Origin of the sequence: Rothia sp. P6271, from assembly GCF_048512995.1 — a bacterium.
Classification (GTDB): Bacteria; Actinomycetota; Actinomycetes; order Actinomycetales; family Micrococcaceae; genus Rothia.
On sequence record NZ_JBLXXV010000006.1, the window covers coordinates 12100 to 34732 of the forward strand.

A 22633-nucleotide genomic window follows, 5' to 3' on the forward strand; every position below is an offset into this window, starting at 1 on the left:
GGTAAATCTCTGCTTAGATACACTAACCCAAATTATCGTGAGCGTTTCTCTGACGTACGACGAGGAAGAACCACATCGGAAACAAAACCACCACGAATAAGAACTAGACACTTATGAAAAGAATAACCCATCGACAATAAGCGCAAACATCACCAGCGCAACACCCACAGACACCTCCCGACCAATAGCCGGAATCTGCTGAGTCGTCTGTTCCAAGCTAAACTGCACTTTCTCACCGCGAGATTGAGCCTCAAGAAGCCGAGCACGCCCCCTAACCGACGCCCTCACAGAAAGAACCATTAACGGAATAAAAGCGCAGAATCCTAACACCCCTAAACTCGCCGTCAATGGAGGAAGAGGACGCTCAACATACTCAAAACCAACAGAGACCAATAACGCCAGATTAATAACACTAATCCGCACCCACGCATAACGATTAAAAATAGCATTAGCGGAACGCACCGCAGAAGGCCCACCACCAATCTGCACCGGAAAAAGATACGTCATAGAACCTAAAAGAACCTGCAATAAAAACCCTGCAACAAATATGGGCGTCAAAACGCGCATGTTGACATCAGCAAAAGACGAAGCATTCAACACCAAAAATGACGCCACAACAACCGCAATAAACAACCAGAACACCGCACACAACACCGAACCGGTAGAATAATCAACCGGCTTTTTAGCAGCACAGGTTTGAACCATCAACACCAGAACCAACCCAATAGCCACAGCATAAAGAACAAACCCAGCCCCCGAAACATAGTGCACACCAATGAATGCACCCAACAAAATGATGAGCACCGACAAGCTCATCATCACTAAAGCTACCAGTGACAAACGTACTGCTTGTGGGTGCATTCTGGTGCGCAACATCGTCGGCCATAACGTCATCAACGTACCAACAACGGTAATACCCACAAAACCAAGAATATTAATCGCTTCATGAGCAAGAAGCAGCTGCGCATACCAGCGATGAATTACCGGAGGATACGTTAATAAAGCACCGTATACGGCACCTAATGGAAGTATCCATGCCGCCACAATATAAAAATAAACAGTGGATTTAAAACGTGCTGGCAGAGCCTTCTTCAACTGCCATAGTAAAGAAAAACCATGGCAAGCAAGAACAATACCAACCGCTAAAGAACCCATAAAAGTCAGCGCAAAGATATTATTCAGCATCCCCGCAATAATGACAAAAATTGCTACGGTCAGCGTGTAAATACGACGTACCTGCCATAACCGAGCTGAATCAGGTAAACGATTCTTTAGCAATGCCTCTGTAAAATGCTGACTCCACACCATAATCGATGTTGTAATGAGTCCCAACGTCACAATATGAACAACAAGCCACGAGAAAGATGGAACCCAAGGCTTCGCAAGAAGCACGAACGGCAAAACCACTAACCAAAATGTTACTGGCCGACCAACCTTACGGTGCCATGTCGCTCGACCTGACGCCTGACTAATAAAATCTTGAGGAATCGGGCGAGCCCCCGTGAGAAAAGTTTGTGCTGGCTGATTACCTCGATGCGTCAACGTCTCATCCTTTATACCCAAAAGTGGTGACTTTACTTGCGATTATAAGGCTCCTAAAAAAATCAGAGCACAACCTAGAGTAAAAGATGTAAACTAGCCTGCGTGAAATCTTTGCCAGCATCCTTACTTCTTGTTGCCACCTTGATTACTCAGGCAATGGGAATGTTCTCGTACACCAATGACTCTATGGGCATTACAGGTCAAGTATTCTTCCCCATTATCTTTATCCTGCTACAAAGTTACCTTGTATTCCGTAACCCTAAAGTTGCTGATAAGTATAAATTGGGGCACTTCACCATACTCGGCTTAGCGCTCTTAACTCTCTTGGCAACAGTCGTAGGATTCGCTACAAGTTTCACCAGCTTATACCCCTCACCCTACTTGTACTATGCTGCGCTACTGCTACTAGTGATAGAAGTCAGCCTTATCATTGCAGCGCTACCACCTAAAGAAAATAAGCCACCTAAACCACCAGCACAAAAGACCCCACATCGTCATGGAAGCACCCGTTTGGTAGCAACTTCAACAAAAAATAACTCCTCAGAAACTACTAAATAACGGTAATATATACCCTTTATGTCGTTACCTTTCAGAACCGGAGCACCATGAAAATATCACCCCGAGAATCTTGGCCAAACACACCGCAGTTGCAACGATACGCATATGCAGCGTTAGCCGTCGTCTGTATCGGTAACCTCATGTATTCGCTGACCATCGGTGGACTAGACTTTTCGGTGTACCGTTCTGGGGCAATGACCATTTTTCATAATGAAGGTTTCGACAAAGAACTCTACGTCATTGACCTATTGCGCCTTGGCCCAGATTTTGCGTTGCCTTTCACCTACCCTCCCTTTGCGGCACTTTTGTTCTTACCCTTTGCGTTCTTACCCCAAAAAGTAGGCATTTTCCTGATGATGATACTCGCCTACGCTGTTGCATGGTGGGTTGCAACCCTTATCTACAATTATGTGCAAAAACGAGGGCGTACCTTACCTCTTCAACACCGCCTCGGACGATACGGCACCATTGCTTTGCTTGCTGCCATCATCTTGCTTTCAGGCCCTTGGCGTCGTGGTTTAGGGCTTGTACAGATTAACCCGCTCATTATGCTTCTTGTTCTTTGGGATTTTATCCGCCCAGCTACGCGTATTCCTCGCGGACTATTTATTGGCATAGCGGGTGGTATCAAACTTACCCCTCTGGCTTTTGGGCTTATTCTGCTCATGCGTAAAGACTTCAAAGGCATTATGACCTTAGGCGCAAGCTTCCTAACAACTATCATTATTGGTTTCATCTTCCTACCCCAAGAAGCTATCGAATTCTGGACCTCAGCGGTTTCTGACCCCTCCCGTGTCGGAAACACGAACTACCTCGATAACATCTCTATTCAGGGCTGGCTCATGCACTTTGGGCTAAGTTCGGGGATACTACTCAAAGTTTTACACTACGGGCTTATTGCATTGCTCATGGCAGGTACAGCATGGCTTATCTACCGTCTAGAACAACGTCAACTACTCATCTCACAGATAGCACTCAACGCCTTCTTAATGGTCTCTATCTCTCCCATTAGCTGGTCTCACCACAACACATGGTTGCCGCTACTAGCAATTGCTCTGTGGGTGGATGCATTCCCTCTATTTATCGATCAGATGTCCTCAGCCGTTCGAATGAGCGCGTTGGTGTTCTCCTGGGTAGGTGTTGTTGGACTCTATATTTCACCGATGTGGATTGGTATCGCTGTACACGGTTCCCTTGACCGTCTGGAAGATATTGCACCGCTAGGGCTTATCCTCTCGGCAATTCCCATTACGGCACTCTTTAGCGCCGTACTGCTTTGGATATACAGTTCTCTAAAAACTACAAATAAGCCACTTGTATAACAGTCCATAACATTAAATTAAAGTGGTGCATTCATGACAGTGAACGCACCATTTTTTGTGCCTCAAATATCTTCAAAGAATATGGCATCGTCGTGAAAGAAAAGGCTGCACCCTCCACAAAACCGTCATATTCCAAATCAGCTATATACCCAACTCGCATGCAATAAAAACCTAAAAACAGAAGAATAACAACCTCACAATAGGGCACACAACGCGCCAATAAAACGCTTTATACTCCCTAAGGCTGATGAAAAAACACACAAGGAAAATTAGGCTAGAAACATGGCAGTAGAACAACAACCTCATCGAGAGAATATCCACATACCCTGGCAACAAAAAAACCAGCAGGAAAACTCACACAAACCAGCACCACAGCAAACACCCCAGCCCGCTGTCGGACAACCCTTTATCTACCACGTACCGGTAGAAGAACGTACCCTCGCATACCACCGTCTCTCTCACGCCGACCCCCGTACCCGCTGGTGGTCACCCCTTGCAGAAGGCCTCCTCGGCGGACTCTTCTACCTCGGATTCTCCATAGCCCTCGGCATAGCCTTTGCCTCTATCCTCGGACCGCAAAACATCGCCCTTAACCTGCAAAGCCTACAGAGCCTTGCACTCAAAGACCCCCTCATCTTTGCTTTAGTCTTCGGCTCCGTCGCGCTTCTTTATCCCTCCATGTTCTTAGCACGGCTCGTAACCGGACCAAAACCTTGGGGGCTAGTACATTCCGTCTACGGAAAAATCCGTTGGAGCTGGATGGGCTTCTGCTTCGCTATCGCCATCATCGGATACATCGTACTGCCCATGCTCATCAACGCATTAGGCGAAAGCGTCCAAGCCCCAGACGTTGAATCTCCTGGTAAAAACCTTGTATGGCTCCTCGTCCTCATCTTTACGATTACCCCCATCCAATGCTACGCAGAAGAACTTGTCTTCCGCGGCTACCTCATGCAAACCCTCGGACGGTGGATACGTAACCCCATCATCGTTATTACGCTACCTGCCGTACTCTTTATGCTCGGCCACAGATACGATTTTTGGGCGCAAATGTCCGTACTCACCATGGGCTTAGTTGCCGGATTCCTAACATGGAAAACTGGTGGTCTTGAAGCAGGCATCGCACTGCACGTCGTTAACAACCTTTGGGTCATGTTCATGGGAAGCCTTGGACTAGCTGACCCCTTCGCTCAGGAAGGCTCCACAGCAGGAGAATTCCTCGGAGCTTTGAGCATACAACTCATTATCGTGCTCATTGTGATGCTCTCAGCACGCAAAATGGGTATCCACAATACACAAACATTCAGTGTTGCTATGACTCGCGGAAGATCTATCCCACGATAGATCTTCCTCTGAGAACAACGGGCAAGATCGTCTATAAAGTATCAGTAGTTATAGGATAGAAGCATGACTGTTGATGCTCGTACAAATATAGATGATCTTGCCCGTTTTGTTGCTGCTTCACCAACTAGCTTCCACGCCGTTGAACAAGTTGCCTCACGCCTTAAAAAAGCTGGTTTCTACGAACTCTCAGAACAAGAAAGCTGGCCAAAAAACACTGCAACAGGGCGATCCTTCGTCATCAGAGATGGCGCCATCATCGCTTGGGCTGGCGGACAAAAGACACGTCTTAGCCAATACCGTATCTTAGGTGCTCACACAGACTCACCTAGCTTCAAAGTTAAGCCACAGTCTTCGATTTCAACATTAGGCTGGAATCAAGTCGGCGTTGAAGTCTACGGTGGTGCACTCCTGAACTCTTGGCTTGATAGAGAACTCCGTCTAGCTGGACGTCTAACCGTCAAAGATGGTGCCTCCACCCGAAACGTTCTCGTCTCAACTGGTGCGATGGCACGTATCCCACAGCTAGCCATACACCTTGATAGAGACGTTAACCAAGGACTCCAACTCAACAAACAACAGAACCTCTACCCGGTATGGGGAACCGACAAAACAGAGAATGATGTCCTCGGCTACCTCGTAGAACACGGCACAGAGGAAGATATCGCTACAGAAGATATCCTTGGCTACGATTTACTTTTTGCCGACTACCAACACCCTGAAACCTTTGGCGCCAACAAAGAATTCCTCGCATCTGGACGTTTAGATAACCTGTCTTCTGTGCATGCAGGATTATGCGCACTCGAACGTTACGTAACCGCTGGGTACGACGAAACAGCTGAACATACCGTCATGCTGGCAGCGTTCGATCATGAAGAAATCGGTTCAGAAACACGTTCTGGTGCTGCGGGGCCCTTCTTAGAGGACGTCATTAAACGTATTTCACAGACACGTGAAGAAACTCAGGAAGAATATTTGCGCTCTATTGCAAGCTCAGTGTGTCTATCTTCTGACGCGGGGCATCTCGTCCACCCGAACTATAGCGGACACCACGACACTCAGGTGCGACCTCAACCAGGGCACGGGCCACTTCTCAAAATCAATGCTAACCAACGGTATGCAACAGACTCCATCGGCGCCGGTATTTTTGCGTTAGCTTGCCGTCACGCAGAAGTGCCCTATCAGGAGTTTGTCTCGAATAATAATGTTCCTTGCGGAAGCACTATCGGGCCTATTACGGCAACCCGTCTAGGTATCCGAACCATCGACGTGGGAATTGGCTTGCTCTCTATGCATTCTGCTCGAGAAATGTGCCATATAGATGATATGGCATATATGACAAGAGCTATTGAAGGGTTCTATACTCTTCCAACTCTCTAACTCACACTGACCAGTTACGCCCGCATCATAGCTATTAGTTATGCGGGCGTAACTTTTGCCCAGAGCGTTCTTCAATCAAATGTGCAAGATACGGCCACTGCCCAAACCCGTCAGGCGTATCTAAATGACCTCCATCTTTGACGAACTCTAAAGTTGTTCCCCAGCGTTGGGCAAACTCTTTGGAGCGTTCGACGGTGGTGTTGGGGTCATTGGTTGAAGCAATGATATGGATAGGTAAGGGGAGTTTCCCGCTAGGTAATGGTGATTGGGCTTTAATGTCGGGGTATAGGGTTGCAGATTCTACATCGGCAGGAGCGACAAGAATACCACCAAGGACAGGGGCACTATGGGTTTCTTGCCCGTATTCTTCTGCCCATTGGGCGATAAGTGCACCACCACAGCTATGACCAATGAGGAATAACGGCTCTGTGATATGAGTGATGGTGTGGTGAAGTCGTTGTAACCACTGTTCTCGGACAGGGTGCGCCCAGTCGTCTTGTTCTACCGTGATGAAGTCTTGGTACGTTTCTGAGAGCCACCGGCTCCAGTGCCCCGGTGTACAGTTCATATATCCGGGAACGAGTAGAAATTTCATCATTATTCTTCCGATAGCCAGTAATACTGGAATAGTATCTTAGAGATGATGCGATATACCGTTAACGGTTCAACATCATCTTATGAAACCAGATTTTATGATATGTACAGAGCGGTTCTTTTATAACCAATCTTTACGCTTAAACAGCCCCCACAAAAACATGGATATACCAAACATTAGTGCAAGAGAAAACGGGTAACCATACTTCCAATGAAGCTCTGGCATGTTATCAAAGTTCATACCGTAGATAGCTCCGATAATCGTTGGAGCAACAAGAATTGCCGCCCACGCTGAAATTCTCTTCATATCATCGTTTTGTCGTTCTGCGACAAGGGTACTATTGACCTCTAAAGCGTTTTGTAACGAGTTGCGTAAATCGTCAAGACGTTCATTGACAAGAATGGCGTGGTCGTGCACATCTCGGAAACGGCGAAGAATTTCTAACTGTTCTTCAGAATCATCACGGTATCGGAGCATTCTGAGCCTACCCATTAACAGGTCAAGAATTGTTGTCATAGGTTTACATGCACGTTTAAAGTCTGCAACCTCGTTGAGTAGTTCATAAATACGTTGTGAGATTTTAGAAGAATCTACATCTTCACGTGAGAAGAGACTGTCTTCAATTTCGTCGCCATCATTCTCTAAACCATCAATAACAGGGGTGTAACCATCAACTACGGCGTCAAGAATGAGGTGCATCATGTCCCATGAGCTGTCTTGCCCACCCATTTGCCCTGCAATTTGAGCGAAGAGCTGACGAATATCCTGCTCTTCTCGTAGGTAGTCTTTGATGATACTGACAAGAAAATTTGGCCCCATGAATAAGTGAATTTCACCGAGTCGAATCTCTTCTTCACGGTCACGGTACACTGCCGGTCGTAACACCAAAAAATAGCTGTCGCCATAACGGTCAATTTTGGCTCGTTGATGACCTTCCATCGAGTCTTCTACTGCGAGCTCATTCATCCCAAATTTTTCAACGAGACTTCGCATCTCTTCAACGCTGGGATCTCTCATTCCAATAAACGCTACAGACTCTGGCTGTTCACGTAATAGTGAATGCGTGTTCTCTAAAGAATCGCTACTAGTTGAAGAACCGTCGGGCAGGTTGATGGTGTTGACGAGAATAGGCATAGCAACAATCGTAAAGCTTCTGTAGATATTGTTTTGGAGTGATACGCTAGTTTGTCGGTGTTTTTGCCGACAGTTACTCCTCTGATAGAAAGAAAAGATGCAAGAGAACGTTCTTCGTATGCCCGGCATGGTTCCTATTCTTGCCACCTTTGCTGCCGTGATGAGTAGCTTATCAATACTTCTTCCGGCGTCTCCTGCATGGGTTACTGCTGGAGGTGCTGGTGCTTCTGGTGCGGGCTTAGTGACAGCTACCCTCATGGGAGTTACCGTCTTAACTCAGCTGGTTGCGGTACGCAAAATGTTAACCTATATCGGCTGGCCCGTCACAGTGTGCGCAGGCACTTTATTCATGGGCCTCCCTTCACCATTACAGGCTCTTAGCTCAGACCTATGGGTGGTTCTTTTAAGTTCTGCTTTGCGCGGTATTGGTTTTGGTATTGTGACGGTGTGCGGCTCAACAGCGTTGTCTATTCTTATTCCTAGTCACCGTCGAGGGACTGCTGTTGGCTTATATGGTTTAGCTGCCGCTATTCCGCAAGTTATTTTTACTCCTCTTGCGCCGTGGCTTATTGAGGTTCTTGGGTACGGTTTTGTGCTCAGCAGTGGACTCATCGCGGTAGTTGGTGCTCCCTTTGCCTGGAAGTTAGGGCGTCTTGTAGAAGAACAGACTTCTGCTGAACCTTCTGGCGAAGGTGTAGATGGTCTTGGTCTTGTAATTCTTAGAATCTGGCCGGCTCTTTTGACCTTGACATTAATTACTGCCGCTGGCGGAGCATTCTTTACGTTTGCTACCGAGCTAGGTTATACACCGGCACTGGCAACGTTAGCGTTATTGTGTTTGACGGCGGTGGGGGTTCCAACCCGTTTATACGGTGGTTCTTTGACTGATCGCTGGGGTACACGTATTTTGATGACCCCTATTTTGGGTGCTTCTTCGGTGGGTATTGCTGGTATCGGTATTTCTGCAGGCATGGAAGAAGGTTCTTCTCGTGCCACAGTTTTTATTGTCTCTACCGTTATTTTAGGTATTGGTTATGGGTTCTTGCAGAGTGTTTCTATGGTGCGTGCCTTGGCAGATGCTGGGGCTAAAAATGGTGCTGGTGCAGCTGTTCTATGGAACTCAAACTTTGATATTGGTACGGGGTTAGGCGGTTTAGCTGTTGGTGCGATGGCACAAGTAGCTGGTTTTTCTGTTGCTTGGTGGATTTGGGCGGTACTCGTCTTAGCTGGTGCCGTGGTGATGGGGCTTGGTGATATGAAGAGTTCCGGTTCGCGTCGTTCATAAGGTCGTTGTTAATATGCCAAAGGGTGGCGTGTTGTTCCCTGAGAAATGGGGAACAGCACACCACCCTTTGACGTAGTGGATGGAATATTAGTCGTTGTCGATAAGATCTCGGACGACGATGGTGTTATCGCGGTCGGGTCCAACACCGATGGCAGAGATACGGCAACCAGAAATTTCTTCAAGTTTTTCGACGTATTTGCGGGCGTTCTCGGGGAGGTCTTCGAGGGTTTTTGCTCCGGTGATGTCTTCATTCCATCCGTCAAAATATTCGAAAATGGGTTTTGCGTGGTGGAACTCAGATTGTGTCATGGGCATTTCGTCGTGGCGTACTCCGTCGACGTCGTAGGCGACGCAGACAGGAATTTTTTCGAGACCGGTAAGCACATCCAATTTGGTGATGAACAAGTCGGTAAACCCGTTAATGCGTACAGCTTGGCGTGCGAGAACGGCATCGTACCAGCCGCAACGGCGAGGCCGTCCGGTGTTAACACCGAATTCTCCGCCGGTGGTTCGGAGGAAGTCTCCCATCTCGTCAAAGAGTTCGGTGGGGAAGGGGCCCGCACCCACACGAGTGGTGTAGGCCTTTTGGATTCCGATGACTCGTGAAATGCGGGTGGGTCCGACTCCTGAACCGACTGATGCTCCGCCGGCGGTGGGGTTTGAGGAGGTGACGAAGGGGTATGTTCCGTGGTCTACGTCGAGGAAAGTCGCTTGTCCACCTTCCATAAGGAGGGTTTTACCTTCGTCGAGTGCGTTGTTGAGTAGTTGGGTGGATTCAACAATCATGGGTTTGAGTCGGTCTGCGTATTGCATGAAGTACTCGACGATTTCTTCAACTTCTACGTGTCGGCGGTTGTAGACCTTGACGAGGAGTTCATTTTTTTGGCGGAGTGCGCCTTCAACTTTTTGACGCAAGATGGATTCGTCGAGGATGTCTTGTACGCGGATGCCGAGGCGTCCTACTTTATCCATATAGGTGGGGCCGATTCCTCGTCCGGTGGTGCCGATGGCTCGTTTGCCGAGGAAGCGTTCGGTTACCTTGTCCATGGTCTGGTGGTAGGGGGCAACGAGGTGTGCATTTGCGGAGATTTTGAGTTTTGAGGTGTCTGCTCCGCGTGCTTCGAGTCCGTCAATTTCTTCGAAGAGTGCTTCGGGGTTGATGACGACGCCGTTTCCGATGACGGGGGTTGCGTTTTCAGAGAGGATACCGGCGGGTAGGAGTTTTAGCTCGAATTTCTGACCGTTAACGACGACGGTGTGTCCGGCGTTGTTTCCTCCGTTGGGTTTGACGACGTAGTCGACTCTTCCGCCGAGGAGGTCAGTTGCTTTACCTTTACCTTCGTCGCCCCATTGAGCGCCGACGATAACTATTGCTGGCATATTGGGTCATGCTCCTTTGAGTGCTTCACCGTTCGGATTTCACGAACAGTGCGGTGTGTGCTGTCCATAGCTTAGTGGCGTTGTGATTCTCAAAGTGTTTTGAGGGTTGTTAGCTTTTTGATACGGCTCAGAAAACACACCATGTACTAGAATACAGTGATTTATTCGGCTGGCTATAGCTTTGTGGTGTAGCTGTGTGTATTCCGTGTTGATGTGATAGTCAGTTTGCTTTTGGTGTTGTGTGTTGTGGGTGGTGGTGAGATGAGGTCATTTCTACCCAAAATTCCATATTGTGGAATTACTAGGCGTTTTAATGGGCAATTAACTGTTTCTTACTTGACCTGCACCGTAATGCTAGGGAACATGAGTGTTACGTGTCACTCGCGTAATGTTGAATTCACAGGAGTTTTCTATGAAACACCACCCTTTCGGTAGGAAAGTGGCTCGCTCATGTATAGCTACTGTTGCCGGAGTCAGCATGGCAGTATCCATGCTCCCCGGCGCACAGGCAGTTATTACTGAGTCCAATAGCCAATCGCCTATCACTAACCTGAAGGATGCAGCAAACGAAGTTTTGTCTGAATCCATGAAAAAAGCTGAAGGAAAAATTGCAGCTTTTGTTCAGTTCAAAGGCCAAGGCGCATTCGAACTAACCCAGCCCGCCGAAGTTCTCAACGGCGATAAAGCGCCGGTAGAAGCTAAAGGCCGCGTGCAGTCAATTGCCTCTGCCGTTGAATCTCAAGGGCAATCTGTCGCTCAGAACTCTGATGCGACATTGCTGTACACCACTCACAACACTGTTCGTGGTGCAGCTATTCTTGGTGATGCTGAAGCTATTCGACAGCTTGCGAAGCGTAAAGACGTTGAGCGCATTACTCCTATTACCCAGAAATTCCCTGCAAACTCTGTTTCTGACGTAGACACTAAAGCACTGGCTTCATGGGTTAATACCGGAAAGACTGGTAAAGACGTCACCATCGCTGTGATTGACACAGGACTTGATTACACTCACGCCGATTTTGGTGGCCCTGGAACTGAGGAAGCCTATCAAAAGGCGAAGAACTCAACGGATCTTCCTTCTACCCGTTCAGGACTATACAACCCACAGAAATTTGTGGGCGGATACGACTTTGCTGGTGATGATTACGATGCACGGAATCCTGAAACAAGCATCCCGAAACCAGATAACAACCCGTTAGACTGTAAAGCCGCTGGACATGGAACTCACGTAGCAGGTACTGCTGCTGGATACGGTGTTAACTCTGACGGCGAAACATTCCAAGGCGACTATAACAAACTCACTGCGGATGACGTCCACAATATGCAAATTGGTCCTGGCTCTGCTCCAGAAGCAAAGCTCGTGAGCCTGCGTGTATTCGGTTGTGATGGTAGCACTAACCTTACTGGCGAGGCTCTCGACCGCGTGCTTGATCCTAACGGTGATGGCAACTTTGACGATATGGCTCAAGTTGTGAACATGTCTCTTGGCGCTGACTACGGACCTGTTGATGACCCTGAAAACGCTATTGTCGAAGCTCTGACTCGTGCGGGCGTCCTCTCTGTCGTTGCTGCTGGTAACTCTGACGATATCTACTCTATTGGTGGTAACCCCGGCAACGCCCCAAGTGCTTTGACCGTTGCTAACTCGGTTGGATCTATCGCACACGGCGATAAGGTTGTTGCTACTGTTGGGTCTGATAAGCCTATGGACTTAATCGGTGACTACAGCGTCAACTTTGACTATGATGCCGCTCGACCAGAAGACCTTATGGGCGACGTCGTTATGGCACCAGCTGATAATCGCTTCGGTTGTAACGCTTTTGACGGTGTCGACTTCGCGGGCAAATGGGTATGGATTGACTGGGAAGATGAACCAGGTTCCTTCCCCTGTGGTTCTGCAACACGTTTCAACAACATTGAAGCTGCTGGCGGTAAGGGCGTTGTCCTTGCCGGCGCTGTTGAAGCAGAAAATGCTGGTATTGCTGGTAACCGTACCATTCCTGGTGTTCGTTTGAACAAGTCCAGTGCAGCAAAGGTTCGTGCCGCTGCTGCTGCCGGAAACCTCAAGATTCAGGTTAACCCTGAATGGCGTGGCGCTATGCAATTCGAATCTGGCAACTTTGACACATTGAACACAAGCTCCTCTCGTGGTGACCATGGAAGCTACGGAAACGTTAAACCAGATGTTGCTGCACCTGGTACAAGCATCGTTTCCGCTGGTGTCGGGTTGGGCAACGGTTCCTTGACCATGAGCGGTACTTCTATGGCAACTCCACATGTTGCTGGCATTGCTGCACTCGTGATGGAAGCCCACAAAGACTACACTCCAGCTCAGGTTAAGAGCACTATCATGAACACCGCTACTCACGATGTTCGTGATAGTGAAGGAAACATCTATTCTGTGGAGCGTACCGGTAGCGGACGTGTCGATGCTCTAGCTGCTATCAACAACGATGTTTTGGTGTACAACGCTGACTCACCTCAGCAGGTCTCTGTCGCATTCGGTGTTGTAGAAGTTACTGAAGATACCGCAACTTTCGCGCGTAAACTTACTGTTGAAAACAAGTCCGCTTCTGAGCGCACTTTCAAGGTATCCTACGCTCCAAGCGTTGATATGCCTGGCGTAGATTTTAGTTACCCTGAATCTGTTACTGTTGGCGCAGGACAGAAAAAGACCATTGTGATTACTGCTCATATCGATCGCAATCGCATGGAAAAGACCTTTGATAAGGCAACTGTTGAAAAGCAGCTTGGCGAATACGAACGACAGTTTATTGCTACTGATTCTGGTCGTTTAGAGCTTCGTGATGCTCAAAGCCACCTTCGTGTACCACTGCACATTGCTCCGAAGCCCTCTTCCTCACTTAAAGTTGATGGAGAGAATATTGACTTCGGACGTTCCCTTGAAAAAGAACTAACTATCAGTGGTAAGAACCTTGATCTTAAGGGATACCGTGCTGGTCTTGGAGCTTTCCAGCTAGGTTACACCAGTGGACGTATTCCCACCGGTGACCTGAATGGACCTACCATGCAGTCTGCAGATTTGCAGTACGTTGGTGCTTCTTCAACTCTGCCTCAGATTCTTGCTGAAAAGGGTGACCCCAGCGAGGCCATGCTCGGTATTGGTATCTCTACTTGGGGAACATGGGATTCCTTGACCCCATCTGATGCATCGTTTGAAGTATCTATCGATACAAATAACGATGGTACTACTGACTACACCGCATACACCATGATGCCTAAGGGCTTGGACTACCCAGTGGTGGCGCTTAAAGGACCAAACGCTAGCGGAAAAGTTGAGGTTCTCGATATCCTTCCTCTCAACGGTGCTTTCGGTGACGTCGATACCAATACTATGGACAGCAACACCTTGGTTCTTCCTATCCGCCTATCTGCATTGGGTATCGACGGCTCTTCGCCAGTAACCATCAATTACCAGGTCAAAGCATTCAGCAAGTACCTTGGTAACCTTGATCCAGAAACCGGTGAAAGCCTTCCGGTTGATACGAGTGATGTCATCACCTACAACCCTGTAGCACCTGAACTATGGTTCAGCTCTGATGACTTCTTGACTCCCGTTCTTTTCAAAGCGGGCGACAAACTCCAAGCTCACCGTAACGGTACCAACAAAGACGATAAGGCGTTGTTCCTTTTCACTCATAACGCGACCGGAAACCTCTCCGGCATCAAACAGGGTGTTCACGGTGATCGTGCACAGGTTATGGCAGTATCGGCTGAAGAGCCTATCACCGCTTTTGACCCGCACTTCACTGACGTTTCCAAGACTCATCCTTTCTATCAGGAAATTTCTTGGTTAGCTCAACGCGGTATTACTCGTGGTTGGCCAGACGGTTCGTTCCGTCCATTCACTCCTGTGAATCGCGATCAGATGGCAGCGTTCTTCTACCGCATGGCAGGATCACCTCAGTACACTGCACCAAGCGTATCCCCCTTCAAGGATGTTCCTACGGATTACGTCTTCTACAAGGAAATTGCATGGATGCACGATCAGGGTATTACTCGCGGTTGGCCAGATGGAACCTTCCGCCCCATGACTCCTGTGAATCGTGATCAGATGGCAGCGTTCTTCTACCGCATGGCAGGATCACCAGAGTACACTGCACCAAGCGTTTCTGCTTTCAGCGATCTTTCCACGGATTACGTCTTCTACAAGGAGATTTCATGGATGGAAGAGCAGGGTATTACTCGCGGTTGGCCAGATGGAACCTTCCGTGCCCTGTCACCAGTGAATCGTGATCAGATGGCAGCGTTTATCTATCGTTACGATCGTGGAGTTCTCTCCGGACGCTAAAACAATCTAGTGGAATGATATTCCACTAGATAATAAGAGTCCTTGTTGTTCGTGCTGCAGCATGAACAACAAGGACTCTTTGCTTTATGGATTTTATTATGACAAGTAGAACTGATAATAGAAATTATTTAAGAACACGAATCTGTAGTGGATATTCATAAATGGTGCCTTGGCGAGCGGAAAGGGCGCCATTGATATGGAAAATCAGTAGCATAAGAGATGTAATGACCAATGTAATGAACAGTACAAAAATGGCTAATCCGAAGGTGAGAAGTGTCAGAATAATTGCCACAATATTGATGGTCATCAGAGTGAGATTAAAGTTAAAAGCGCGGGCTGCAGATGCTGAAGCGAACCGATAATCTGGGTTGTCTTGATAGATAAACCAAATGATCAGAGGAGAAAAGATGCTGAGAGTGCCGGCAGAAAGGAAAAGAAAAATAATCGGAAGAATATGTGATAAAACGGCAATGCTTCGTTCTTTATCGCTGATTTTTACACCTGAAGCATCGTAGAAATTCTCAGAATCGTGCGGTGCCTGATGCGTATAGTTGCCATAAAAATCCATGGGTGTTGTTGCGTCGGTTGGAGGTATCGGCTCCGAGGGGTGTTGATCGCTCATAGCGTTGCTCTTTCTTATCAGAATCTGAGAGTTTTCGATGATAACCATAGTAACTATCTCACCATGAGGGTGGGGGGAGCTGCAGAATAAATCATCCTTTAGGAGGATAAACCCCTATGGTTGGGATAAGCACACGAGTACGATAGGGACTATGCGCGATATACAAGCAAAAATTATTGAACAGATGGGCGTCAAACCCAGCATTAACCCTGCAGAAGAGATTCGCCAACGAGTGCAATTTCTTTGTGATTACCTCAAAGCAAGTCATACTCGGGGCTTTGTTTTAGGTATTAGCGGTGGCGTAGATTCTACCCTTGCTGGAAGACTATGCCAGCTCGCTGTCGAAAAACTAGCAGAAGAAGGAACTCCCGCAGAATTTATTGCGGTACGACTTCCATATAAGGTGCAATTTGATGAAGCTGATGCTCAACAAGCCTTAGAGTTTATTCAACCTCAGCAGAGCATCACCTATAACATTGCTCCCGCAGTAGATGGCTTTACTCAAGAGTTTGCTCATGCGTTAGGGGAGAGCTCCTCCGATTTTAATAAGGGAAATATCAAGGCTCGCTCACGCATGATCGCCCAATATTCTCTCGCCGGTCAGAAAAATCTTTTAGTAGTTGGAACAGACCATGCCGCCGAATCTATCACGGGATTTTTCACAAAGTTTGGTGACGGCGGTGCTGATATCCTTCCTTTATACGGTCTGAACAAACGTCAGAACCGCGAATTACTTAAAGAATTAGGTGCACAGAAGCGTCTGTGGGAGAAAGTACCCACTGCAGATTTGCTCGACGGAGTGCCTGGACGTGCCGATGAAGATGAACTCGGACTAAGCTACGACGATATTGATGACTACCTTGAAGGAAAAACGGTCTCTGACGCTGTAGCACAGAACCTCGAACAGCGTTTTATGCGCACTCGTCATAAGAGAACTATCCCTGTCACTATCTTTGATACGTGGTATCAAGATTAGTTAAGGCTAGTCGCGTCGAAGGCAGAACATCATCATAACGTCAAGGAGGTGGGGTTGCTCAGTAGTATCTTCAGCAACCCCACCTTTCTTGATGGGCAGGGAATAATTTTCTAGATTGTACTGTTTCACATATCAGATGATTGTTACCCTCATCTATGCGAAAACCCTCCATTGAACACAAGGACACCTGTGGGACAACTACACCACGAAACACACTCTACTCATCACCTCAAGAACGCTATTGAGTTTCGTAACGTCACCAAAAAATACGGTGAGGTTACCGCTATTAACAATCTCAATCTAAGTATTCCTGAAGGAAAAATCACGGTTTTTGTTGGCCCCTCTGGCTGCGGAAAAACTACATCATTGCGCATGATTAACCGCATGATTGAGCCAACCCAAGGAGAGATTCTTGTTCATGGCGAACCAAACCACAGCATCCGTGACTATCAGCTACGTCGTTCTATGGGATACGTGTTGCAACAGGCAGGGCTGATGCCTCATCGAACTATCGTCGATAACATTGCAACAGTTCCGCGCCTTAACGGTATGCGTCGTTCACTTGCTCGCACAAAAGCGTGTGAACTAATGGACACGGTGGGCTTAGACCGTTCTTTAGCGAAAAGATACCCTTCAGAACTTTCTGGCGGTCAAGCGCAACGCGTTGGCGTTGCTCGTGCATTAGCAAATGATTCTTCCATCCTTTTGATGGACGAACCGTTTTCTGCTGTAGATCCGGTGGTGCGTAAAGATCTTCAAGATGAGTTATTGAGGCTTCAAAAGACCTTGAATAGAACCATTATCTTTGTAACGCATGATATTGATGAGGCAATTCTTCTTGGCGATTATATTGCTGTGTTTTCTGAGGGGGAGTTAGCGCAAGTTGGTTCTCCAGAGGAAATTCTTCGCGAACCAGCTAACGATTTTGTGGCTTCCTTTATTGGGCGTGACCGTGGCATGCGACGGTTAACCTTCGCCTCAGGAGAGGGGCTCAAAGTGTACCCTCTCGATAGTCTCAATACCCCATGGCAGCGGTGGAAACTTAACGTTGAGGACGGAAAACCCGCCGGATGGTTTATCGACAACAGACTCGTTGCAGGCGGTTCGCTGTATCGTGAAGGTGGTAACTTACGTGACGCTTTAGATTCTGTTCTTTCTTCACCTTCAGGTTGGGGCGTCGTTATTGATGATGAAGGCTACGTTAAAGGTCTTCTAAACTCTGATGATGTTCTTGACGCTACAGAGGCAGAACGCCACCGACGTTATGGGGTGAGTGTGTGAGCTGGCTGATTTCTAACAGTACTTATGTGTTACACCTGCTAGTCTTACATCTTCTTCAATCGGTGATTCCGGTTATTGCCGGAACTCTTATAGCCATTCCTTTAGCTCGTCTTGCTTTAGGTCGTCGTCGAGATGGACGTTCCACAGAAAAGAGTACTCGTTGGGGGAAGGTTCGACGTTCATCGGTCGTCAACTTTGCTGCGTTACTATATACCATTCCTTCTCTTGCGCTTTTTGTGGTGATGCCGTTGATTTTGGGCACTTCTATCACATCAGTGCTTAACGTCTACGTGGCATTGACGTTATACGTTATTGCGATGATGGTGCGTTCGGCTGTCGATGCTTTTGAATCAGTGTCTCCGATAACCCTTGAAGCTGCTACTGCTGTGGGTTATCGTCCTATATCTCGTTTCTGGTTCGTAGAATTACCACTTGCTATTCCGGTGATGATGGCTGGTTTACGTGTTGCTTTAGTATCAAATATTTCCATGGTTTCGGTGGGAGCTATTATCGGTATTCAGTCTTTAGGAACGCTATTTACCGACGGTTTACGTCGTGACTTACCAGCTGAAATTTGGACAGGAATTATTGGAACTCTTCTTTTGGCTCTCGTCTTGGACCGTTTATTAGCTAGCGCAGGCGCATTGCTGACACGGTGGAGGAAGCTATGAATATTTTTGATAAAACGTGGGCATGGTTTACTGCTGAGGGTGCGTGGACAGCTCCTGGTGGTATTTGGCAGCGCATCATTGAGCACCTGAGCTATTCGGGGATTATTCTGCTTATTGCTGCGGCTATCGCCATACCGTTAGGTTTGTGGGTCGGTCATACCGGTAAGGGAGAGTCTCTTATCGTTGGGATAACTGGCGCTTTACGTTCTTTGCCGACTCTTGGTTTGTTGACGTTATTTGCGTTGTGGCTTGGTATTGGTTTTACTGCTCCGGCGTTGGCTCTGATTCTTCTTGCGTTGGCTCCTCTACTGGCGGGAACCTATGCCGGTATTTCTTCTGTGGACGCTACAACAGTGGACGCTGCTCGTGCCCAAGGTCTTACAGAATGGCAGATTCTGTGGCGGGTTGAGGTGCCACTAGCATTACCCGTAATTTTTGGTGGTATTCGTAACGCCACGTTGCAGGTAATCGCTACGGTTACGGTGATGGCTTATATCAATCTTGGCGGATTAGGGCGATACCTCATTGATGGTTTAGCTGTTCGAGATTACACCCGTATGGTTGCCGCCGTAGTTCTTGTTGCTGCCTTAGCGTTTCTTGTCGATATTCTGTTGAGCTTGGTGCAACGGCTCGTTACTTCTTCTCATATTCGTTAGGACTTTGTTGATATGACTGCTTCTCTTTCTCGCCGAAAAATATTTGGTCTTGCTGGTGTGGGTGTTACCTCGTTGGCGCTTTCTTCGTGTGGGCTTTCTGGAAATACTGCTTTTGGTACTGCTAACCCATCTGAGACTATTGTGGTCGGTTCAGCAGATTTTACAGAGTCTCAGATTATTGCTCAGATTTATGCAAGTGCCCTTAACCTTCGCGGACTATCGGCTCAGACACAACCAGCAATTGGTGCACGTGAGGCGTACCTTGGTGCTTTAGAAGAAGGAACTATTAGTGTTGTTCCCGACTATTCGGGTAACCTTCTTTTATATTTTGATGCTCAAACGTCTGCAACATCTCCAGAAGAGATACTTCAAGCGTTGCCTAAGGCTTTGCCTTCTTCTTTAGCCGTTTTACAGGCTTCGCCGGCAGAAGATAAAGATACTCTGGTGGTAACAGAGCAGACCGCTCAAAAATATGGGATTCGTTCTCTTGCTGACCTCGCTCAACATCAAGATCAGCTCTCGATTGGTGCTCCTCCAGAGTTCTCTGAACGTTCTTATGGGTTAGCTGGTATGAAAGAAAAATATGGTTTCACTCCAGCCTCGTTTAACCCTATTAACGATGGTGGTGGGCCGTTAACCGTTCAAGCGTTATTAGATAATCAAGTGCAGGTTGCTAATATTTTTTCCACCGATCCGGCAATTGCTCAGAATAATTTTGTGGTTCTTGATGACCCCAAAAATAATTTCTTAGCTCAACAAGTGATACCCGTTATTAACGCTCAACATGTTTCGTATGCTGCAGCACAAGTTCTTGATGAAGTGTCTGCACTGTTGACGACGGACGACTTAATTCATCTGAATAGTCGAGTCTCTGGGCAGGAGAAAGCAAACCCTTCACAAGTGGCTCAAGAGTGGGTGGAAGAACACTTCTCCTCGAAGAAGAACGATTAGTGTTCTTTATCTGCTGAGTGCGAGTAAAGAAGCACGAGAGCTTGATAGGGTTCAAGAGTAATTGTTGATTGGGTAAGCTGCGGTTCTTCTTCACGGTTATTGAGTAGTATCTGCGCGTGAGAGAACTCTTCAGGCACGCTAATGGTGCTGTTTTTGCCGTAGAAATTGGTGATTACAAGCATACGATGTTTGTGGTCTTCACGGAAGAATGCGTAAATGTCTGGGTGCTCTAATTGATAGGGGGCATACGTTCCGCGGGCAATAACCGCGTATTGTTTACGCAGTTGAATGAGCTTCCGATAATAGGGAAGGATTCTTCCATCACGTTCTTCTTGAGCAACATTAATCTGCTGTGCGTGGGTGGGCATGAGCCACGGTTGTACGTCGCTAAAACCACCATAGGTGCTGTGATCCCACGCCATAGGTACGCGTGAGTTATCTCTTGCCTTGGTACGAACAATGTTGAAGGCTTCCACGTCGCTGAGTCCTTGTGCTCGTAGGCTCTGATAGGCGTGGTGTGCTTCAACATCTACATATTGGTTTATCTGGGAGTATGTTGGATCGACCATTCCGATTTCTTCACCTTGGTAGATATAAGGTGTGCCTCGAAGCATGTGCGTTACGGTCGCTAACATGGTGGCAGATTCTTGGCGATACTGTTGTGCATCACCAAAACGGTTGAGTGCTCTGGGCTGGTCATGGTTGTTGAAGAAGAGAGCATTCCAGCCCCCACCATTTTGCATGCGAAGAGCCCACTCGTTGAGAGTTTCTTTGAGTAACGCAAAATCAAAACGAGTGTTAGTCCACTTTTGTCCTTTGTCGTAGTCCACTTTGAGGTGGTGGAAGCTAAAGACCATCGATAATTCGTCTCGGCTAGGTTCGGTGTACCCAATAGAATGTTCGATGGTTGTTGAGGACATTTCACCTACGGTGATGACGTTTTGATATGGTCCGAAGGTTTTTTGATGTAGCTCTTTGACCCATGAATGAACTTGTGGGGTGTCGGTGTAGAGTGTCTTATCCACGACACCAGCTGGTGCGTCGCAGAGCTGTTTATCTTTACCGATGACGTTGAGCACGTCAAAGCGTAATCCTCGTACTCCTTTGTTGAGCCAAAAGTTGACGATGTTAAAGAGTTCTTCACGCACATTAGGGTTGTGCCAGTTGAGGTCTGCTTGGGTTTTATCGTAGAGGTGCAGATAGTAGAGCCCGGTTTTTCCGAAGGGTTCCCATGCTGGTCCACCAAATTTAGATTCCCAGTTGGTCGGTAGCGAACCGTCTTGTTGTGGTGCTTGGATGTAAAAGTAGTCGTGGTATTTTTTCTCTCCAGCGAGTGCTTTTTGAAACCACGGGTGTTCGGTTGATACGTGGTTGAGCACCATATCAAACATGACATCGATATTGTGGGCGTTGAGTTTTTGGATGAGTTCTTCAACATCCTCCATGGTGCCCATGCTTGGGTCGATATTGTAGTAGTCGGAGATGTCGTATCCGTTATCGTGTTGTGGGGAGACGAAGAACGGGTTAAACCACACCATATCGATTCCTAATGACGCGATATAGGGTATTTTTTCGATAATTCCGCGGATATCTCCGATACCGTCGCCGTTACTATCGTAAAAAGATTTTGGGTATATCTGATAGATGGTGCGTTCTGTCCACGGCATAGTTAGTGGTATGGCGAAGGTCGCCTACTCCTTAGCGGTTAGTGGTGGAATCGTTGTCGGCGTGCAAAGTCTTGGTACACAAATTTATCGGCGCGGTGGCGTGATTCGGTGAATTGGAATGTTGTGGTGTCTTCAAGGCTTGTGACCGTTGTGGTAACACCGACGTATTCTCCGGCGGCTAGGTTCAGGCGTTCGCGGTCATCGATTGTTGCTGGTTCGATTTTGATTTGTTTACTGGCATAAGAGATAGCAAGCCCTAATGTGTCTTCAAGGTAGGTGAAGAGGGACTCTTCTGCAACGTTGCGCGGAATGCTCGGCACCACTGAACACAGAATATAGTTTCGGTCAATAATGGAGGGTTCCCCATCAATATAGTGCACGGTTTCTAGGTAGTAATAGGGACCGGTGGGGAATGATGGGGTAATAGACCTAAAGATATGTGGTGGGTGGTGAACTTTTTCGCCGCACGATATAACTTTGCTAGAGAAGCTAAAACCGCTGATATTTGCAAGTTCTTGGTAACTAGCGATAAAGGATACGGGAAGCGCATATTGGGGTCGGTTAATGACGATGGATCCTTTACCCATAATTTTTTGGATGTACCCGCGGTTGGTCAGGAGAGCTAAGGCTTTACGAGCTGTTTCGCGTGAAACTCCGTAATGTTCTGTGAGCTGTTTTTCGCTGGGTAGGAGGGATCCTACCGAGTAGGTGCCATCATCAATCTTTGTTGACAGGTCTTGATAAACACGCTCATATTTTCCCATCGATCGATTACCTCTTCATGGTGTGTGTATGCGTCGAAAACTGCTGCTAACACTCATATAAAAGGTGGGAAGGATATAGCCATGAGTGCTTGGCAGTACAGCACAAGTTTAGGTGTGCTTTATAAGAGTGTCTACGTGTTAACTAAGCGTTACGTACTTTGGGGCATATAAGAGTTTTTGACATATTTTTTTCATT

Annotated in this window: 19 protein-coding genes; 11 read left to right on the forward strand and 8 right to left on the reverse strand. The window is 47.5% G+C overall.

Features of this window, described 5'->3' with window-relative positions; translation table 11 throughout:
- Positions 1 to 111 precede the first annotated feature (111 nt).
- Positions 112 to 1542 (reverse strand): hypothetical protein, encoded by a 1431-nt coding sequence (locus tag ACN08X_RS05680; protein ID WP_419108178.1) that lies wholly within the window; start codon positions 1540 to 1542, stop codon positions 112 to 114.
- Between the two features lie 102 nt (positions 1543 to 1644).
- On the opposite strand from ACN08X_RS05680, the gene ACN08X_RS05685 reads away from it, so the two are divergent.
- From ACN08X_RS05685 to ACN08X_RS05700, 4 genes are all read left to right on the forward strand, one after another.
- Positions 1645 to 2100 (forward strand): hypothetical protein, encoded by a 456-nt coding sequence (locus tag ACN08X_RS05685; protein ID WP_419108179.1) that lies wholly within the window; start codon positions 1645 to 1647, stop codon positions 2098 to 2100.
- A 47-nt stretch (positions 2101 to 2147) separates the two neighbouring features.
- Positions 2148 to 3422 carry a glycosyltransferase family 87 protein gene (locus ACN08X_RS05690; RefSeq protein ID WP_419108180.1) on the forward strand — a complete coding sequence of 425 codons (1275 nt, stop codon included), beginning with the start codon at positions 2148 to 2150 and terminating at the stop codon, positions 3420 to 3422.
- 282 nt (positions 3423 to 3704) lie between these two features.
- Positions 3705 to 4766, forward strand: coding sequence for a type II CAAX prenyl endopeptidase Rce1 family protein (locus ACN08X_RS05695; RefSeq protein WP_419108181.1), 1062 nt, complete (start codon positions 3705 to 3707; stop codon positions 4764 to 4766).
- Positions 4767 to 4829: 63 nt separating this feature from the next.
- Entirely contained in the window at positions 4830 to 6143 is a 1314-nt protein-coding gene (locus tag ACN08X_RS05700; protein WP_419108182.1) for a M18 family aminopeptidase, read from the forward strand.
- A gap of 34 nt (positions 6144 to 6177) precedes the next feature.
- Here ACN08X_RS05700 and ACN08X_RS05705 read toward each other — a convergent pair whose 3' ends face one another.
- Entirely contained in the window at positions 6178 to 6741 is a 564-nt protein-coding gene (locus tag ACN08X_RS05705) for an RBBP9/YdeN family alpha/beta hydrolase (RefSeq protein ID WP_419108183.1), read from the reverse strand.
- A 117-nt stretch (positions 6742 to 6858) separates the two neighbouring features.
- Positions 6859 to 7872 (reverse strand): magnesium and cobalt transport protein CorA, encoded by a 1014-nt coding sequence (locus ACN08X_RS05710; protein WP_419102279.1) that lies wholly within the window; start codon positions 7870 to 7872, stop codon positions 6859 to 6861.
- 97 nt (positions 7873 to 7969) lie between these two features.
- On the opposite strand from ACN08X_RS05710, the gene ACN08X_RS05715 reads away from it, so the two are divergent.
- On the forward strand, positions 7970 to 9157 hold the full coding sequence (locus tag ACN08X_RS05715; RefSeq protein ID WP_419106492.1) for an MFS transporter: 1188 nt from the start codon (positions 7970 to 7972) through the stop codon (positions 9155 to 9157).
- Positions 9158 to 9244: 87 nt separating this feature from the next.
- Here the strand turns inward: ACN08X_RS05715 and ACN08X_RS05720 are convergent, their stop codons facing one another.
- On the reverse strand, positions 9245 to 10537 hold the full coding sequence (locus ACN08X_RS05720) for an adenylosuccinate synthase (protein ID WP_419102281.1): 1293 nt from the start codon (positions 10535 to 10537) through the stop codon (positions 9245 to 9247).
- Between the two features lie 412 nt (positions 10538 to 10949).
- Here ACN08X_RS05720 and ACN08X_RS05725 point away from each other — a divergent pair, with 412 nt between their 5' ends.
- On the forward strand, positions 10950 to 14849 hold the full coding sequence (locus ACN08X_RS05725; protein ID WP_419108184.1) for a S8 family serine peptidase: 3900 nt from the start codon (positions 10950 to 10952) through the stop codon (positions 14847 to 14849).
- A gap of 124 nt (positions 14850 to 14973) precedes the next feature.
- Here the strand turns inward: ACN08X_RS05725 and ACN08X_RS05730 are convergent, their stop codons facing one another.
- A complete protein-coding gene (locus tag ACN08X_RS05730) occupies positions 14974 to 15471 on the reverse strand; it encodes a DUF4870 domain-containing protein (RefSeq protein WP_419102283.1) in 498 nt (165 codons plus the stop codon).
- A gap of 151 nt (positions 15472 to 15622) precedes the next feature.
- Here ACN08X_RS05730 and nadE point away from each other — a divergent pair, with 151 nt between their 5' ends.
- Complete coding sequence (gene nadE, locus ACN08X_RS05735; protein ID WP_419108185.1) at positions 15623 to 16447, forward strand: ammonia-dependent NAD(+) synthetase; 825 nt, start codon at positions 15623 to 15625, stop codon at positions 16445 to 16447.
- A 6-nt stretch (positions 16448 to 16453) separates the two neighbouring features.
- On the opposite strand, the gene ACN08X_RS05740 is transcribed toward nadE, so the two are convergent.
- Positions 16454 to 16576 carry a hypothetical protein gene (locus ACN08X_RS05740; RefSeq protein ID WP_419102285.1) on the reverse strand — a complete coding sequence of 41 codons (123 nt, stop codon included), beginning with the start codon at positions 16574 to 16576 and terminating at the stop codon, positions 16454 to 16456.
- A 60-nt stretch (positions 16577 to 16636) separates the two neighbouring features.
- Between ACN08X_RS05740 and ACN08X_RS05745 the strand changes: the two genes are divergently transcribed.
- The 4 genes from ACN08X_RS05745 to ACN08X_RS05760 are packed head-to-tail and all read left to right on the forward strand — an operon-like array spanning position 16637 to position 20006.
- Positions 16637 to 17728 carry an ABC transporter ATP-binding protein gene (locus tag ACN08X_RS05745; protein ID WP_419102286.1) on the forward strand — a complete coding sequence of 364 codons (1092 nt, stop codon included), beginning with the start codon at positions 16637 to 16639 and terminating at the stop codon, positions 17726 to 17728.
- A 26-nt stretch (positions 17729 to 17754) separates the two neighbouring features.
- Positions 17755 to 18399 (forward strand): ABC transporter permease, encoded by a 645-nt coding sequence (locus ACN08X_RS05750; RefSeq protein WP_419108186.1) that lies wholly within the window; start codon positions 17755 to 17757, stop codon positions 18397 to 18399.
- Complete coding sequence (locus ACN08X_RS05755; protein ID WP_419102288.1) at positions 18396 to 19055, forward strand: ABC transporter permease; 660 nt, start codon at positions 18396 to 18398, stop codon at positions 19053 to 19055. The genes ACN08X_RS05750 and ACN08X_RS05755 overlap by 4 nt, the downstream gene beginning before the upstream one ends.
- Before the next feature lie 12 nt (positions 19056 to 19067).
- Positions 19068 to 20006 (forward strand): ABC transporter substrate-binding protein, encoded by a 939-nt coding sequence (locus tag ACN08X_RS05760; RefSeq protein WP_419102289.1) that lies wholly within the window; start codon positions 19068 to 19070, stop codon positions 20004 to 20006.
- Here the strand turns inward: ACN08X_RS05760 and treC are convergent.
- A complete protein-coding gene (gene treC / locus ACN08X_RS05765; protein ID WP_419108187.1) occupies positions 20003 to 21673 on the reverse strand; it encodes an alpha,alpha-phosphotrehalase in 1671 nt (556 codons plus the stop codon). The genes ACN08X_RS05760 and treC overlap by 4 nt on opposite strands.
- A 38-nt stretch (positions 21674 to 21711) precedes the next feature.
- Positions 21712 to 22437 (reverse strand): trehalose operon repressor, encoded by a 726-nt coding sequence (treR, locus tag ACN08X_RS05770; RefSeq protein ID WP_419102291.1) that lies wholly within the window; start codon positions 22435 to 22437, stop codon positions 21712 to 21714.
- Positions 22438 to 22633 lie beyond the last annotated feature (196 nt).

Excerpts from the sequence above, each read along its gene's own strand:
- ACN08X_RS05720 (WP_419102281.1), bottom strand. The coding sequence starts at position 10,537 with ATGCCAGCAATAGTTATCGTCGGCGCTCAATGGGGCGACGAAGGTAAA.
- ACN08X_RS05710 (WP_419102279.1), bottom strand. The coding sequence starts at position 7,872 with ATGCCTATTCTCGTCAACACCATCAACCTGCCCGACGGTTCTTCAACT.
- ACN08X_RS05705 (WP_419108183.1), bottom strand. The coding sequence starts at position 6,741 with ATGATGAAATTTCTACTCGTTCCCGGATATATGAACTGTACACCGGGG.
- ACN08X_RS05760 (WP_419102289.1), top strand. The coding sequence starts at position 19,068 with ATGACTGCTTCTCTTTCTCGCCGAAAAATATTTGGTCTTGCTGGTGTG.
- ACN08X_RS05725 (WP_419108184.1), top strand. The coding sequence starts at position 10,950 with ATGAAACACCACCCTTTCGGTAGGAAAGTGGCTCGCTCATGTATAGCT.
- treR (WP_419102291.1), bottom strand. The coding sequence starts at position 22,437 with ATGGGAAAATATGAGCGTGTTTATCAAGACCTGTCAACAAAGATTGAT.
- treC (WP_419108187.1), bottom strand. The coding sequence starts at position 21,673 with ATGCCGTGGACAGAACGCACCATCTATCAGATATACCCAAAATCTTTT.
- ACN08X_RS05730 (WP_419102283.1), bottom strand. The coding sequence starts at position 15,471 with ATGAGCGATCAACACCCCTCGGAGCCGATACCTCCAACCGACGCAACA.
- ACN08X_RS05715 (WP_419106492.1), top strand. The coding sequence starts at position 7,970 with ATGCAAGAGAACGTTCTTCGTATGCCCGGCATGGTTCCTATTCTTGCC.
- ACN08X_RS05690 (WP_419108180.1), top strand. The coding sequence starts at position 2,148 with ATGAAAATATCACCCCGAGAATCTTGGCCAAACACACCGCAGTTGCAA.
- ACN08X_RS05755 (WP_419102288.1), top strand. The coding sequence starts at position 18,396 with ATGAATATTTTTGATAAAACGTGGGCATGGTTTACTGCTGAGGGTGCG.
- ACN08X_RS05695 (WP_419108181.1), top strand. The coding sequence starts at position 3,705 with ATGGCAGTAGAACAACAACCTCATCGAGAGAATATCCACATACCCTGG.
- nadE (WP_419108185.1), top strand. The coding sequence starts at position 15,623 with ATGCGCGATATACAAGCAAAAATTATTGAACAGATGGGCGTCAAACCC.
- ACN08X_RS05700 (WP_419108182.1), top strand. The coding sequence starts at position 4,830 with ATGACTGTTGATGCTCGTACAAATATAGATGATCTTGCCCGTTTTGTT.